Here is a 16,021-nt window from a genome sequence, read left to right as displayed (position 1 = left end):
TGGATTTCGTATATCAAAATATTTTGATAAAAATATTTTAAAACTAGCTCAGGATCACTGCTGAAGCGCTTTGTAAAGGTTGCCGTTGGCCGGGTCGGCCTGGCTCAGGATATTCATGGCCTGTGTGCGTTGCTGCGGTGAGGCCTGGGCAAAGAGGGAGACCAGTTCGCTACGCTTCGCCAAAAAGAACAGGGTAGGCAAGGTGGCCCCTACGCGCACGCGGTCCAGCTGGGTAAGTACAGGTAGTGCGGCCGCGATGTTGGCGCGTGCTTTAACGGCGTTATCGGCCATAAGGTCGAGCCCCTGGCGATGGTAAATGTACAGGAACTCGCGCAGTGGAATGTAAGTGCGGTTGATCGTATTCTCAGAGAGCCAGTAGCGGTTGGTGTTATTATCAAAAGCCTTCCAGCCTTTATATGATGAACTTTGCGCATTGATCACCACCGTTTGGGCGTTGGCATAATAAGGCGTACCCCCGAATTTGCTGAAGCTATCATAATCAAAGGCCAGGATCATGTAAGCATAAAAGGCCATCACTGAGGCCAGATTGCTCTGGAAGTTCTGGTTGTTGAAGTCGATGGTCTGCCCTTCGGTATACGTAAAATCGAAGTCGCGATCGTTCACGCTGAACACCGGACTGTTGTATGAGGCATTGTATACCGGGCGTGTGCTCTGTACCTGCAACTCGCCGCTAAAGGTGGTGCTGTTATCCCACGCGGTAATGGTGAGGATAAAGTTGCAATCTATCTTTTCCTGCGGTTGTATGGCGTCGGCGCTCCACTTGCGGCCGTTCAAAAAATCGCGCATGGCATTTTGCAACGTCACGAATATGCGCTTATTGGTGGTAGCGATCTTGGGCGATAGCACCTCCACCCGGGCATTAAGGTCCTGGGCGGCGGCGGTAAGGCCGATTAGGCAGACCAGTAGCAATAAGCACAGTTTTTTCATCACGCCATCAGTTTGATCAGTTCGCGGCAAATATCGGCAGCTACCTCGGTCTTGCTCTTGATATCAAAGGTGGTATACACCAGGTCCTTATCGATCATGGTGATCTTGTTGGTATCGAGCGCAAAACCCGCACCTGCATCATTTAACGAATTAAGGATGATCAGGTCAAGGTTCTTTTTACGAAGCTTGTCCACCGCGTTCTGTTCCTCGTTCTGCGTTTCAAGGGCAAAGCCGATCAGCACCTGGCCGGGGCTTTTGCGTTCGCCAAGCGTGCGCAGTATGTCGGTGGTCTTTTTCAGTTCGATATTAAAGCTATCGGTCTGTTTTTTGATCTTTTGCGTGGCCACCTCAACAGGCGTATAATCAGCCACGGCGGCGCTCATCACGCAGGCGTCGACTGTTTCAAAGTTGGTGAGGCAGGCATCCAGCATCTCGGCGGCCGAGGTGACATCGATGCGGGTGATACCTGGGTGGTTCACTGCCTGTGCAGAAGGGCCACTGATCAGTGTCACCGTAGCCCCTTGTTTGGCCAGTTCCTCAGCAATGGCAAAACCCATCTTCCCTGATGAATGATTGCCGATAAAGCGCACAGGGTCAATGGCCTCATGCGTTGGCCCGGCCGTTACCATGATCTTTTTCCCTTTTAAAGGGAACGTGTCATTGACCGCTGAGATGAGCAGGTCCACTATCTCTTCCGGTTCGGCCATGCGGCCCTCGCCATGCAATCCACTGGCCAGTTCGCCGGTACCGGGCTGGATCAGGATGTTGCCATAGCTTTGCAGGCGCTGCACATTATTAAGCGTGGCCGGGTGGCGCCACATATCCAGGTCCATGGCCGGGGCAAAATACACCGGACACTTAGCCGAAAGGTAGGCGGCAGTAAGCAGGTTATCGCACTGACCATTGGCCATTTTAGCTAAGGTATTGGCACTGGCCGGTGCGATCAGGAACATATCCGCCCAAAGGCCCAGCTCCACATGGTTGTTCCAAACGCCGGTGGTAGGCTCAAAGTAATTGACCAGTACCGGCTTTTTCGATAGGGTAGATAAGGTTAGCGGAGTGATGAAGCTCACGGCATCGGCGGTCATGATCACCTGTACCTCGGCACCTGCCTTCACCAGTAGCCGTACCAGCGTTGCCGCTTTGTATGCTGCAATGCTTCCGCATACTCCTAAAACTATTTTTTTGCCGTTCAGCATGATACAAATGTAGCTAACCTGTACTGGATCCTTTTCAACCCGGATCACTTTTTATCAAAAAAGCCGGATAGAACACTATCCGGCTTTATATACTTCTTTCTGCTTCCCGCTGGGGAAGCTGGTGTATTATTCTTTGGTCTCTTTGTTCGGGTTACGGAAGTAAACCTTGTCTTCCAAAAACTCCTGAACAGCTACCAGGGTTGGTTTTGGCAAACGCTCGTAGTGTTTCGAGATCTCGATCTGCTCGCGGTTCTCAAATACCTCTTCCAGGTTATCATTAGCTGAAGCGAACTCAGACAATTTCTGGTGAAGCTCCTCTTTGATATTGTTAGATATCTGGTTAGCACGTTTCGACATGATCACGATCGACTCGTACAAGTTGTTGGTGCTACGGTCGAGGTCGCGCAGATCGCGTGTAACGGTGCTGCTGGCCACGGTCGGTTTATTATTATTGTTATTGCTCATGTTCGTATATTTTAGTTTTGCGGACTTTTTTGATTGGTTCTATCATCTACCGATTGTTGCTGGCCCGACCTGCGGGTGCTATCCTTCGATAATTTTTTGTGCAGTTTGCCTTCAGCTTCCCAGGCGGCTAAGGTACGTTTGCTGGCGGCTATACCTCTTTCGCTGTATCGGCGGTAATCCGTAGCATCATCCTTGTACTTGCTGGTAGCATATTTCTCGGTGAACTGGTCGGCATAGGCGATCGCTTGGTTAAAGCGTTCTTCCTGGCGGGCCTCTGAGCTATTGCGGGCGTACATGTATTGCGCCTTGATCATCAGGTACTCCATCTCCTCACCATATTTGGTATCAGGGTAATCGCGCAGGGCGTTGTTGAACGCGATCACTGCCGAAAGATAATCGCCGATGTCCAAATACAATTTAGCGTTGGCGTAAGCTTTGGTCTCCAACTTATCACGCAGGTTCTGGATCAGTTTGGCCGCTTCGGCACTGCGCTCACTTTTTGGATATAAGTTGATGAACAGCTGCAGCGTCTCTATCGCTTTAGTAGTATTATCCTGATCTAAACTATAGTTAGGCGAATCCTTGTAATAGCAAAAGGCCGACATGTAGCGGCACTCTTCGGCGCGGTTACTGCTCGGGTACATATCAGCAAAGTTCTTGAAATGATAACGAGCCGATGTATAATCCTTTAGGTAATAGTTAGCGTATGCGTAGTAGTAGAACAACTCCTCAGCCTCGCCGTGCCCGCGGTACTTTGGGGTAAGCAGCTCAAAAAGCTCCAGTGCTTTAGAGTATTCTTTTTTATTGTAGTACTTAATGGCTTGCTGATACTGCTTGGCCCTATCGTTACCCTCTTTCAATTTCTCGTAGTTGCTTTTACAACTCCCGATAATTAAAACGGTGGTAACCAGTAAGCTTGCAATTATAGCACGTTGCTTTTTAAACATCCTGCAAAGATAATTATATAATGTAGATCAATCAATTATTTATTTATGGACGAAAATAACAGGCGGATAGTGCTTTTAAGCTTATCAAAAAGCGCATTTAACATATTTTAACCTTTCGGTAGGCACATGCATATACAATAGGTTAATAGCATGTTTCGTCACAGTTCAGGAAAGCGCAGGATGGTCGTTCACTTAACAGAGGTCACATTTGTGTTACCAATTATCAGTTAACCAACTAATTAAGACCTATTATGAAAACACACATCCTATCGGGCGGCATGCCTTTGCGTGCGGCCGCAGCAGCTTTGTTGCTGTTCGCATCCGCCTGTACCAAGAACCAACAAGCCGACCCTACTCCAAAAACTGACGCGCCCGCCGACGTACGTGCGGTCACGGCCGTGAGTTCGGCCGAGGTGACCGGCTCCAGCGGCACTTATACCGCCAAGGTGAACGGCGTGACCAAATACACCGGTACCGATTACATTGCCGCCATCCAGGCCGCCTGTAATAACCTTACCGCCGGCCGTACCTCTAAAGAAACGGTACTGATTAAGAACTCCGGCAGTTCGGGCCAGTCGGGCGGTGCCATCAAGGCCGTCAACATCCCCAGCTATACCGTGCTCGATTTTGCCAATACCACCTTTAACTGCAATAGCAGCGATCAGCTCATCGTACCTATACAGGGCGAACGCCGCACCGATATCGAGATCAAGAACATGAAGGTGACCGGTAACCCCCGTTATGGCATCTGGCTAAAAACCTGTAGCAACATCACGCTCAGCAATATCATCATGACGCTCAACTCCTCGTCGGGTTTAGGTATTAGGGTGGATGACAGCAAGGGCGATTGGTCGCGCAACTTAACGCTCACCAGTTGCGATATCAGCGGCTCAGGTGATAATGCCGTAGAGACCTATGGCGTAGATGGCTTTACTATTGGCACCGTGACCGCCACCAATGCTGGTGCTTGCGGGTTGCTGCTCAATAAATCAAAAAATGGTACGGTAGGAACGGTGAACGCCACCAACTGCGGCCGTGGCACCGGTTACGCCGGTTTCCGTATCGCTAACAATGCAGGGCCCAATATCCAGGTCACTACCGTTAACTCTACCGGCTGCGGTCGCGGGTTCTTCAGCGTTACCAGTAGTAACGGTTGTACCATCGGTACGCTGAACGCAAAGGATTGCCAGTCGCACGGTGCCTTGCTGGAAAATGCCCAACAGATCAGGATCAACGGCGGCACCATATCAGGCAATGGGTCCGATGGTATCCGCTTCTCTACCACGCTGAGCTATATATGCCGCGACAATCTGGTGCAAAACCTGAACATCTACAGTAATGCGTATGGCATTCGCGAAACATCGCCGTCAGACTATAACACCGTTAAAAATTGCAAGCTCAACGGGAACGGCCTCAGTTTAGCCGGGCCCAACAGCGTATCTAGCGGTAATACTTTATAAACCATCAATTATTGACAGCTTTGATAGTTGGTAGCCTCTAAGCTTACTTACCCATGTACCGCTGTATATATAAGTAGTACATGGGTATAGTTTGTTTAACAACTGATCATATGATATGATGTTGCGCGTATATATATACATAACAGGATTAGCCATTATGATGGGTGGTTGTCATGATGGTGCCAACACAAAAGCAAAGCCGGAGGCTCATCGGGCATCAGCACCACAATATGCGGGTACCATGACCGACATTGATGGAAATACTTACCGTACTATCAGGATAGGCGGTCAGGTATGGATGGCCGAGAACCTAAGGGTGACCCATTACAGTAACGGTGATGCGATACCTCACATAAGTGACAGCGGCCAATGGCGCGACCGAACCACCGGTGCATGGTGTACTTATAATGATGATGAAAAGAACGTCGCCTTATATGGCCTGCTATATAATTGGCGTGCCATGGCGGATCGGCGCAAGCTTGCCCCTAAGGGCTGGCACATCCCTACTGATGCCGAGTGGCGCACCTTGATGCAGGCATTGGGTGGAACTGCAATAGCTGGGGGTAAGATGAAAGCCGGTAAGCACAGCAACTGGCAGCAGCCAAGTAATGATGACGGGCGTGCGATAGGCTTTGGAGCTTTACCTGGTGGCGGACGTAACAACAATGGTGTTGATGACAACGCAGGTTTTTCGGCCACATGGTGGAGTGCTACTACAGAGGCCTATGCTGATTTTGCCATAACGTATAATATCACAGGTAATAACAACGTTTTAAAACCCGATACGGATGACCGGAACAGCGGTTTTAGCGTTCGATGCGTCAAGAATTGATAGGTCTTGTACGGCTGGTGAAGTTTTTGAAGCTGTAAAAGAGTCGATTAGCGTATCGCTTACAAATAAGATCAAGATTAGTTTGCGGCGAGTGTATATTTTTCTACCTTTGCAGCCCCGCAAATGAGAAACGCGGGTCGTTTTTTGAAGTTCAAGTGGTGAAAAATTATTTTAAAATAACCCTTGACATGAATACAAAAAAGTTCGCATCTTTGCAGCCCCAAGGCGAACGAGCCGGAGGGAAAAAGTTCTTAAAAAGGTAAAGGGTGAAAGGGAGCTGAGAGGCGACCGGTAACGAAAAGAAAGCCCCGCAAAATAAATAAAAATAAATTTTGCAAATAACAAAAAGCTTTCTACCTTTGCACTCCCAAACGGAACGAACGAAAGTTCAGAAAGAAAGGGAACAAGAAGTAAGAGGCACGATGTCTCTGAAAGCTCCGGAAGGAGCGAAACAAAACAAATGAAGATCGGCCACCGCAATGGTGAGAAGATATAAAAGCTGAACCGAGACGGGGAAGCGACAAAGTTCTTTTAAGAAGTAACATGTAGCGTAGCGGGAGAGACATCGAGAGATGTCGGTAACTCCAAGTCAAGTTAAAGAAGACCTTTCAGGTCAACAAATAAACCAACTTTTCGGATACTGTATAAAGATACAAAGATGAGCTTTAGGGCTTATCATTATTAATACAGATTTCTATTTGAGAGAATAGGGTCATGTATCGAACAAAACATTTTACAATGGAGAGTTTGATCCTGGCTCAGGATGAACGCTAGCGGCAGGCCTAATACATGCAAGTCGGACGGGATCAGGGAGCTTGCTCCCTGTGAGAGTGGCGCACGGGTGCGTAACACGTATGTAACCTACCTTTATCAGGGGGATAGCCTCTCGAAAGAGAGATTAACACCGCATAACATCACGATGAAGCATTTCAATGTGATCAAATATTTATAGGATAAAGATGGGCATGCGGGACATTAGCTAGTTGGCGGGGTAACGGCCCACCAAGGCGACGATGTCTAGGGGATCTGAGAGGATGACCCCCCACACTGGTACTGAGACACGGACCAGACTCCTACGGGAGGCAGCAGTAAGGAATATTGGTCAATGGACGCAAGTCTGAACCAGCCATGCCGCGTGCAGGAAGACGGCCCTACGGGTTGTAAACTGCTTTTGTACCGGAATAAACCTTTTCACGTGTGAGAAGCTGAATGTACGGTAAGAATAAGGATCGGCTAACTCCGTGCCAGCAGCCGCGGTAATACGGAGGATCCAAGCGTTATCCGGATTTATTGGGTTTAAAGGGTGCGTAGGTGGCCTGGTAAGTCAGGGGTGAAAGACGGCAGCTTAACTGTCGCAGTGCCTTTGATACTGCCGGGCTTGAATACAGTTGAAGTGGGCGGAATGTGACAAGTAGCGGTGAAATGCATAGATATGTCACAGAACACCGATCGCGAAGGCAGCTCACTAAAGTGTGATTGACACTGAGGCACGAAAGCGTGGGGATCAAACAGGATTAGATACCCTGGTAGTCCACGCCCTAAACGATGAATACTCGATGTTGGCGATATACGGTCAGCGTCTAAGCGAAAGCGTTAAGTATTCCACCTGGGGAGTACGCCCGCAAGGGTGAAACTCAAAGGAATTGACGGGGGCCCGCACAAGCGGAGGAGCATGTGGTTTAATTCGATGATACGCGAGGAACCTTACCCGGGCTTGAAAGTTAGTGAATGATCCAGAGACGGATCAGTCCTTCGGGACACGAAACTAGGTGCTGCATGGCTGTCGTCAGCTCGTGCCGTGAGGTGTTGGGTTAAGTCCCGCAACGAGCGCAACCCCTATGTTTAGTTGCCAGCATGTAAAGGTGGGGACTCTAAACAGACTGCCTACGCAAGTAGAGAGGAAGGAGGGGACGACGTCAAGTCATCATGGCCCTTACGTCCGGGGCTACACACGTGCTACAATGGGCAGTACAGAGGGCAGCTACCTGGCAACAGGATGCCAATCTCAAAAAGCTGTTCACAGTTCGGATCGGGGTCTGCAACTCGACCCCGTGAAGTTGGATTCGCTAGTAATCGCGTATCAGCAATGACGCGGTGAATACGTTCCCGGGCCTTGTACACACCGCCCGTCAAGCCATGGAAGCTGGGGGTACCTGAAGTATGTTACCGCAAGGAGCGTCCTAGGGTAAAACCGGTAACTGGGGCTAAGTCGTAACAAGGTAGCCGTACCGGAAGGTGCGGCTGGAATACCTCCTTTCTGGAGCAGTATCCAAGTGAAAAGAGAGAGGTCGAAGTAACCTTGATAAAGAGTGAAACTGCTACGCACATGTATTTCTTAAGAAGTTAAAAAAGAAGAGGAAAGAGAAACCCTTAAAAAAGAAGAGGCCATATCAGTAAAGTGGCTACATCAAACCATAGTCTCGTAGCTCAGTTTGGTTAGAGCACTACACTGATAATGTAGGGGTCAGCAGTTCAAATCTGCTCGAGACTACTACAGGGTAACGACATCTTTTTGAAAGGGGAATTAGCTCAGCTGGCTAGAGCACCTGCCTTGCACGCAGGGGGTCAACGGTTCGAATCCGTTATTCTCCACATTGTACACTACAGTCATCTCACAAGGGGATGACGTTACAGATGCGTACGAAAGTTCTTTGACATATTGGAAGAAGTAATTGTAAAAACTGAATCAAACAACAGTGAAGGACGTTGAGATCAGTAGCAGGTACGAAGTAGCAAGTAGCAGGACCTCGGTCTTGATACGAGATACTAACTACTTGATACCAGAGCAACATCTAAATAAAACATACCGCCCCGAGCAAAAGCGGGGTGCGTAGAAGAAAGTAAAGAAGGGTACACGGGGGATGCCTTGGCTCTCAGAGGCGATGAAGGACGTGATAAGCTGCGAAAAGCTCCGGGGATCAGCAAATATGAATTGATCCGGAGATGTCCGAATGGGGAAACCTGATCATCTGAAGGATGATCGCAAAAGCGCGAACCTGTTGAACTGAAACATCTAAGTAAACAGAGGAAGAGAAAACAATAGTGATTTCCTGAGTAGTGGCGAGCGAAAGGGAAACAGCCCAAACCCAATATGTTACGGCATACTGGGGGTTGTAGGACCACGACATGGTTACATCAAATAGAAGCGGAAGGGCATGGGAAGGCCCGCCATAGAGCATGAGAGCTGCGTACGCGTAATAAATGATGACCTAGTGAGTTCCTGAGTACTGCGGGGTCGGAGACGCCCTGTAGGAATCTGCCGGCACCATCCGGTAAGGCTAAATACTACTGAGAGACCGATAGTGGACCAGTACCGTGAGGGAAAGGTGAAAAGAACCCCGAACAGGGGAGTGAAATAGAACCTGAAACCGTGTACTTACAAGCGGTCGGAGCAGACCTGTTCTGTGACGGCGTGCCTTTTGCATAATGAGCCTACGAGTTACTCTTCTCTGGCAAGGTTAAGTGTTTAAGACACGAAGCCGAAGCGAAAGCGAGTCTGAATAGGGCGTGCAGTCAGAGGAGGTAGACGCGAAACCTTGTGATCTACCCATGGGCAGGTTGAAGGTGCCGTAACAGGTACTGGAGGACCGAACCGATAAACGTTGAAAAGTTTCCGGATGACCTGTGGGTAGGGGTGAAAGGCTAATCAAACTGGGAAATAGCTCGTACTCCCCGAAATGTTTTTAGGAACAGCGTGGCGGTAAAGTTATACAGAGGTAGAGCTACTGATTGGGTGCGGGGGAGTCATATCCTACCAAATCCAGACAAACTCCGAATGCTGAATAATATACGCTGCAGTGAGGCTCTGGGTGCTAAGGTCCAGGGCCGAGAGGGAAAGAACCCAGACCATCAGCTAAGGTCCCCAAATTACTATTAAGTTGAACTAACGAGGTCCGGCTGCACAGACAGCTAGGATGTTGGCTTGGAAGCAGCCATTCATTTAAAGAGTGCGTAACAGCTCACTAGTCGAGCGGCCGGGCATGGATAATAAACGGGCATTAAATAGTATACCGAAGCTATGGATTACACTTTTAAGTGTACTGGTAGGGGAGCATTCTGCCGCCGGCGAAGCATGACACGACAAGTGCATGTGGAGGTTGCAGAAAAGCAAATGTAGGCATAAGTAACGATAAGGCGGGAGAGAAACCCGCCCACCGAAAGACCAAGGTTTCCTGATCAACGCTAATCGGATCAGGGTTAGTCGGGGCCTAAGGGTAATCCGAGTGGAGATCCCGATGGACAACTGGTTAATATTCCAGTACTTTTTATGACTGCGATGCAGTGACGGAGTAGTGACACATCCGCGTTCTGACGGAATAGAACGTTAAAGGCCGTAGGTATAGGCGGGGTAGTAAAGTACGCCCTGTTTGCTGAAAGCTGATAGTACCGCAGACCTTCGGGCGAGTGGATAGTGATGGTAATCAGACTTCCAAGAAAACCTGCTAAGCTTCAGGTCATAAAGACCCGTACCGCAAACCGACACAGGTGGTCGAGGAGAGGATCCTCAGGTGCTCGAGTGATTCATGGCTAAGGAACTCGGCAAAATGGCCCTGTAACTTCGGGAGAAGGGGCGCTTGCAGCAATGCAAGCCGCAGTGAAAAGGCCCAGGCGACTGTTTAACAAAAACACATGGCTTTGCAAAATCGAAAGATGACGTATAAGGCCTGACACCTGCCCGGTGCCGGAAGGTTAAGAGGGGATGTTAGTCGCAAGGCGAAGCATTGAATCGAAGCCCCGGTAAACGGCGGCCGTAACTATAACGGTCCTAAGGTAGCGAAATTCCTTGTCGGGTAAGTTCCGACCTGCACGAATGGTGTAACGATCTGGGCGCTGTCTCAGCCATGAGCTCGGTGAAATTGTGGTATCGGTGAAGACGCCGGTTACCCGCAACGGGACGGAAAGACCCCATGCACCTTCACTACAACTTAACATTGATATCGGGTACAGGATGTGTAGGATAGGTGGGAGACTGTGATCCGGCTTCGCTAGGAGTCGGTTAGTCAACGTTGAAATACCACCCTTTCTGTATCTGGTGTCTAACTCCGCAAAGCGGAGGACATTGTTTGGCGGGTAGTTTGACTGGGGTGGTCGCCTCCAAAAAGGTAACGGAGGCTTTCAAAGGTAAGCTCAGTACGCTTGGTAACCGTACGCGGAGTGCAATAGCATAAGCTTGCTTGACAGTGAGACAGACAAGTCGAGCTGGGTCGAAAGACGGATATAGTGATCCGGTGGTTCTGCATGGAAGGGCCATCGCTCAAAGGATAAAAGGTACGCTGGGGATAACAGGCTGATCTCCCCCAAGAGCTCATATCGACGGGGAGGTTTGGCACCTCGATGTCGGCTCGTCACATCCTGGGGCTGGAGAAGGTCCCAAGGGTTCGGCTGTTCGCCGATTAAAGTGGCACGCGAGCTGGGTTCAGAACGTCGCGAGACAGTTCGGTCCCTATCTGTTGTGGGCGTTGGAAGTTTGAGTGGGGCTGACCTTAGTACGAGAGGACCGGGTTGGACGAACCTCTAGTGAATCTGTTATGGCGCCAGCTGTACTGCAGAGTAGCTACGTTCGGAATAGATAAGCGCTGAAAGCATCTAAGTGCGAAACTAGCCACAAGATGAGACTTCCCTTGAGGGTCGTGGAAGACTACCACGTTGATAGGTCATAGGTGTAAAGGTGGTGACATCATAGCCGAGTGATACTAATTGCCCGACGCTTTCTTCAATAACAGATAAGGTGGTGAGATCTTTCCGGTCTCACCACCGAACTCAAAAACACAAATAGTACTGTAATCTGATCTCAGTATAATAAGATCACTTCTTCCAATAATATGTCATTGTTCCGTGGAGTAACAAGTACATAGTAGCAAGTAACAAGATAAAATGTCTTGATACCTGATACCAGATACTCACTACCCTAACGAACATTAAGATATTCAGGTGCCTATATCGGCGGTGTCCACCTCTTCCCATTCCGAACAGAGAAGTTAAGCCCGCCTGAGCCGATGGTACTGCGGTAAAACGTGGGAGAGTAGGTCGGTGCCAACCTTTACAACAAATAGCCCCTAGGTCCTCAAAACCTCGGGGCTTTTGTCGTTTATAACGGGTTTGTGAAGGCCTATAAAATCTATATCGTCCTACACCTGATCCTCAATGTGACACTGCCTTGATGGCTGTCTTATTCGATCTTGTGGTTCCAACTTTCTCTCGAGCTTATCTACATTCGCCTTGCTTACCATATCCAATTCTTATCAAAGTGAGCAGGCTCTACGCTCTATTGCACTTCGCAAAGTTACAGGCATAGCACATGGCCTGTATATTGTCAATATCATCCGAAACACCCCTGCTTAAGAGAATGATAAGACCTTTTGTCCAAACGTTACGATAGCGCTTATCTGGTCTTGCAGGTATAGTATACCACATCCTATGGCAGAGAGCACACGTCGGAGTTGATGATAATTTTTGCAGCCACTCCATACGAGTATGTTTACCGCCATTGGCCTTCTTGAACGAGCTATATTTAAGGGCACGACCATTACGACAATAAGTATGTAGCTTGCCCGAACTGGATGATGTCTATGTTCCCCAGTTTGAGGTATTACATTTCTTGCAGATCTTTACATGCATATAAACAAAAATAAAAGGCCTGGTCAAACGACCAGGCCTTCGTATTATAATTACTCAATTAAATGTTATTCCAATAACCGGTATAAGGTCCAGTAGTCGGTCACGTATATTTTGTATGCGTTCAGTTTTGGGTTCTTACGCCTAATACCGGTCATGTAAAAATCGGTCAGCTGGGTATAGCCCAACATCGGGTTCTCATCATTGGCGATCAGCACGTAGCCGTCGTACTTTTCCGGCGCTTCTACGGCACTCAAATAGCTTTCCTGATATGGAAGGGTCAGTTTGGTTATGTCTTTCACGTACGAGCCTACAGTATATGCTACGGCGTCGTCTACCAGCACCTTGTCGTTCTTCCCTAACTTGTTCAGGTAATCGGCTATCTCCCGGTTCTGCTCGTCAACTTTATCAGCAGTACGTTCGCGCAACACTTCAACAAAGTGGCTCTCTTCGTGGATGTACGATCTGGCCAAAAAGATGTAACCAATGTAGATCTGTACCACTGCCACGATCACCAGCGTTAATTTAAGAGCATTCTGGTTACGGATGAAACGGGCTCTGAAGATGATACAAAGCAATGCCAGCACCAGGAAAAGCAGGTAATAACCGTAAACCAGATTCACCTTATCATACTTCACCTTCAGGAACTCGATGAGGCCGAAAGGGGTAAGCAGTGTAAGGATCTGGTAGGTGTTCTGCTTGAATAGATAGATGGCCAACACCACCATCGGGCAAAATACGATCGCCTTTAATGACACCAATATCGATATCTCTGGAATATCATACCTTGATGCCAGTGCATGGTTGCTGTATTCGAACTGGTCGGCAATGATGTTCCAGGTAGCATAAGGGCTATCTAAAAAGTAATTCAGGTCATCGGCGTGTGTCAGGTTCAATACCTTGTACAAGGCCACCGAGGCCAGTGGCAGGATGAAGATGATACTATATATCGAGAACGTTTTGTTCACCAACTTACGCCTTAACGACGGATTGTTGAAGCTCAAATGCAACCTGAACACTGGTTCCTTTTCGCTCAGGTTCAAACTATGCAGTGAGATGGATAACACCAACGGTATAAAGAACAGTGCCAACCATACGCACTTGTAATCACTAAAAACCAATAGCACGAAAAATATACTGGCTATGGATATGTGGTAAGTAGTATTGGAGTTATAGAACCTCAGCATGTTCAGGAAGAACAGGTAAAAGAAGATCAGCACCATATAGGTGGATTTACCCGAACAAGCGGTATAGATCAAACCCGGGTGGAACGTGAATAATATCACAAGCAAGGCCAGGTAAAAGTTATCCTTATTACGTTTTACCAAGGAGTTGGCCATCATAAAGAATAACAGCGCGGTCCCTACGGCCGAGGCCAGCACCGGTGCAAGGGTATTATTGATGAAGCTGAAGATGTATGATCCGTAAAATGGCAACAATGGCGAGGTCAGACCCATTACACGGAGCTTGTTGCCTATACCATGCGTCACGATCTTGGCCTTCTCGATATAAAAAAGCTGCTCATGATTGGTATAACCCAATTTGTTAAGATATACCCCAACAAAAATGTAGTATACCGCCAGTATGAGGGCTATGAGTATGAGATAGAAATTTTTTGACCGTTTCATTGTTTAGGCGTAGTAACTTGATTATGGGTCTTACTCAAACCATGGTTCGTTTTTTCCCAATAAAAAGGATTCACGATCAGCTGATACAAGCCTTTGTACGCAGCTATCGAGTGCATGAGCCAGTATAGCGGATTTGCTATCGCGAATAGGATCAGCTCGTAATAACGGCGTTTAAAAACGGCCATCATGTTCACATAGATCATCAGGATGTTACCCACCATCAGGTTAAAGATGGAGATGAACAGCACCCAGTCGGGGAATAACGTGCGGATGATCCCCAGGTCGAACACCACGTAGGCAACAAAGATCAGGATCAGGATCGGGTTGATCAGGAACATGATGGGTGTAGCGCCCACGAAGAAGTTGAAACCTAGGAAACCCCTGAAACCGATCTTGCGGATCAGTGCCAGCGGGTTGCGCATGTGTACCAGGTAGGTTTGCATATAACCCTTGATCCAGCGCGAGCGCTGACGGATCCAGTTAAAAAAGTCGTTGTTAGCTTCTTCGTACGTGGTGGAGTTGATCACCGCGATCTTGTGGCCCTTTGCATAGGCGCGCACACCCAAGTCGGCGTCTTCGGTCACGTTGAACGGATCCCAGGCGCCCAGCTCTACCAGTTGCGCCAGTTTAAAGTGGTTACTGGTACCACCCAGCGGGATCGGGATATCCAGTGTATCAAGGCCCGGCAATACATAATCGAACCAGTAGGAGTACTCCAGCGTGAACATCCGGGTCAGGAAGTTCTCGTTACGATTGAAGTAATTTAATGCACATTGTACGCATATATACTCTTCAGGCAGCTTGTTGAACATCGCTACCACCTTTTTTAGCTGATCCGTATCCGGAATGTCCTCCGCATCATAAATGGTCAGGAACGTACCGCGCGAAAAGTGCAATCCATAGTTACAAGCCTTAGGCTTGGTCTTGGGCATGTGGAACGGTACCACGATCACCTCAAAAATGGCCGGGAAATCCAGGTTGCGTACCGCGTTCAGCGTTTTGTCATCATCCTCCTCGATCAGGAGTTTGATGTCTAAGCGGTCGCGCGGGTAATCGATACTCTGCAAGTTCCAGATCAGCTTTTTGATCAGCTTATCTTCCTTATAAACCGGCAAGTGAATAGTGTACACCGGTAACTCATCATCATTGATCGCTTTAAGCTCGCTGCGGGTAACGGCCTGGTACAGTTCGAACTTAGATCCAACCAGCGATAAGAATAGCTTAAAAGTGATCGTAAGCAGGAAGAACGTACTCATGATCACGTTCAGGATGATGGAGGTGATCTTGAAGTTGAGCACCAGACCAGCTGCCAGCAAGCCAATAAAGCCAAAGATGAAGATGAGCTGGCCAGAGGTAAAGGTGGTAAGTGCCGAGCTTTTATTATCATTGTTCAACAACTCGAACACGGCCGACTTTACATATTGCTCACCCAGCAGCTTGTGGCTTAACCAGGTGATGTCAAGATCGGATGCCAGTATGATGGATGGCTCTTTGTTATACGTAAGCCTTATAAAGTCGATGAACAGCTGATCATCAGGGTCGGCCATAATGGTCACCACCTTATCGTTCTCTATACGAAGGGGGATGGCCAGGTGCTCGTCAACGAAACGAAGATCGACCTTGTCCAGCACCTCGCGGTCAAAGGCTTCTTCACGTATCTGCTCAAAAACATAACCTGCATTGGATAGTGAGCGTTCGTAGTTCTTACGTGAGATGAAACCAAAGTTCAACGCGATCTTAATGGCCGATCCACCGATCTTGGCCGCATATTCATCGATCCTGTCCAGTTCGCCATAGTTCAGGAACCCGTCCTGTACCAGCAAACCAAAGGTTGATGAATTACGTGCGCCCGAATAGATATCGCCGGTATCATGAGAAACTTGACCGTGACCCAGGGTATTACGCATAAGCTTGGTGTAGAAATAAG

The 16,021-nt window shown here is 48.4% G+C and carries 8 protein-coding genes, 2 tRNA genes and 3 rRNA genes; 7 read left to right on the top strand and 6 right to left on the bottom strand.

Annotated elements, in window-relative coordinates; translation table 11 throughout:
- Nucleotides 1–54: 54 nt before the first annotated feature.
- The 4 genes from porD to LLH06_RS19455 form a co-directional block, all read right to left on the bottom strand.
- Nucleotides 55–948 (bottom strand): type IX secretion system protein PorD, encoded by an 894-nt coding sequence (gene porD / locus LLH06_RS19470; RefSeq protein ID WP_228170957.1) that lies wholly within the window; start codon nt 946–948, stop codon nt 55–57.
- Nucleotides 948–2,147 carry a bifunctional phosphopantothenoylcysteine decarboxylase/phosphopantothenate--cysteine ligase CoaBC gene (gene coaBC, locus LLH06_RS19465; protein ID WP_228170956.1) on the bottom strand — a complete coding sequence of 400 codons (1,200 nt, stop codon included), beginning with the start codon at nt 2,145–2,147 and terminating at the stop codon, nt 948–950. The genes porD and coaBC overlap by 1 nt, the downstream gene beginning before the upstream one ends.
- Before the next feature lie 126 nt (nt 2,148–2,273).
- Nucleotides 2,274–2,612: a DNA-directed RNA polymerase subunit omega gene (locus tag LLH06_RS19460; RefSeq protein ID WP_228170955.1), complete on the bottom strand. Its 339-nt coding sequence runs from the start codon at nt 2,610–2,612 to the stop codon at nt 2,274–2,276.
- An 11-nt stretch (nt 2,613–2,623) separates the two neighbouring features.
- Entirely contained in the window at nt 2,624–3,559 is a 936-nt protein-coding gene (locus tag LLH06_RS19455; protein ID WP_228170954.1) for an outer membrane protein assembly factor BamD, read from the bottom strand.
- Nucleotides 3,560–3,810: 251 nt separating this feature from the next.
- Between LLH06_RS19455 and LLH06_RS19450 the strand changes: the two genes are divergently transcribed.
- From LLH06_RS19450 to rrf, 7 genes are all read left to right on the top strand, one after another.
- Nucleotides 3,811–5,019 (top strand): right-handed parallel beta-helix repeat-containing protein, encoded by a 1,209-nt coding sequence (locus tag LLH06_RS19450; protein WP_228170953.1) that lies wholly within the window; start codon nt 3,811–3,813, stop codon nt 5,017–5,019.
- A gap of 115 nt (nt 5,020–5,134) precedes the next feature.
- Nucleotides 5,135–5,851, top strand: a complete 717-nt coding sequence (locus LLH06_RS19445) for a fibrobacter succinogenes major paralogous domain-containing protein (RefSeq protein WP_228170952.1) — start codon at nt 5,135–5,137, stop codon at nt 5,849–5,851.
- A gap of 735 nt (nt 5,852–6,586) precedes the next feature.
- Nucleotides 6,587–8,108, top strand: a 16S ribosomal RNA gene (locus LLH06_RS19440).
- A gap of 159 nt (nt 8,109–8,267) precedes the next feature.
- A tRNA-Ile gene (locus LLH06_RS19435) sits at nt 8,268–8,342 on the top strand.
- A gap of 27 nt (nt 8,343–8,369) precedes the next feature.
- Nucleotides 8,370–8,443 (top strand) — tRNA-Ala (locus tag LLH06_RS19430).
- Nucleotides 8,444–8,684: 241 nt separating this feature from the next.
- Nucleotides 8,685–11,568 (top strand): 23S ribosomal RNA (locus tag LLH06_RS19425).
- Between the two features lie 210 nt (nt 11,569–11,778).
- Nucleotides 11,779–11,890, top strand: a 5S ribosomal RNA gene (gene rrf / locus LLH06_RS19420).
- The 16S, 23S and 5S rRNA genes sit together here with 2 tRNA genes alongside, the layout of an rRNA operon.
- Before the next feature lie 644 nt (nt 11,891–12,534).
- On the opposite strand, the gene LLH06_RS19415 is transcribed toward rrf, so the two are convergent.
- Entirely contained in the window at nt 12,535–14,094 is a 1,560-nt protein-coding gene (locus LLH06_RS19415; protein WP_228170951.1) for a hypothetical protein, read from the bottom strand.
- Complete coding sequence (locus LLH06_RS19410) at nt 14,091–16,001, bottom strand: glycosyltransferase (RefSeq protein ID WP_228170950.1); 1,911 nt, start codon at nt 15,999–16,001, stop codon at nt 14,091–14,093. The genes LLH06_RS19415 and LLH06_RS19410 overlap by 4 nt, the downstream gene beginning before the upstream one ends.
- Nucleotides 16,002–16,021 lie beyond the last annotated feature (20 nt).

It is taken from the genome of Mucilaginibacter daejeonensis (assembly GCF_020783335.1).
Lineage (GTDB): Bacteria > Bacteroidota > Bacteroidia > Sphingobacteriales > Sphingobacteriaceae > Mucilaginibacter > Mucilaginibacter daejeonensis.
Note: the sequence above shows the minus strand (reverse complement) of the source record. Positions and strands in the feature narration are given on the sequence as shown.

Bases quoted from the DNA above. Each gene is read 5' to 3' on its own strand.
- LLH06_RS19410 (WP_228170950.1), bottom strand. From the start codon at position 16,001: ATGCGTAATACCCTGGGTCACGGTCAAGTTTCTCATGATACCGGCGAT.
- LLH06_RS19460 (WP_228170955.1), bottom strand. From the start codon at position 2,612: ATGAGCAATAACAATAATAATAAACCGACCGTGGCCAGCAGCACCGTT.
- porD (WP_228170957.1), bottom strand. From the start codon at position 948: ATGAAAAAACTGTGCTTATTGCTACTGGTCTGCCTAATCGGCCTTACC.
- LLH06_RS19455 (WP_228170954.1), bottom strand. From the start codon at position 3,559: ATGTTTAAAAAGCAACGTGCTATAATTGCAAGCTTACTGGTTACCACC.
- coaBC (WP_228170956.1), bottom strand. From the start codon at position 2,147: ATGCTGAACGGCAAAAAAATAGTTTTAGGAGTATGCGGAAGCATTGCA.
- LLH06_RS19415 (WP_228170951.1), bottom strand. From the start codon at position 14,094: ATGAAACGGTCAAAAAATTTCTATCTCATACTCATAGCCCTCATACTG.
- LLH06_RS19450 (WP_228170953.1), top strand. From the start codon at position 3,811: ATGAAAACACACATCCTATCGGGCGGCATGCCTTTGCGTGCGGCCGCA.
- LLH06_RS19445 (WP_228170952.1), top strand. From the start codon at position 5,135: ATGATGTTGCGCGTATATATATACATAACAGGATTAGCCATTATGATG.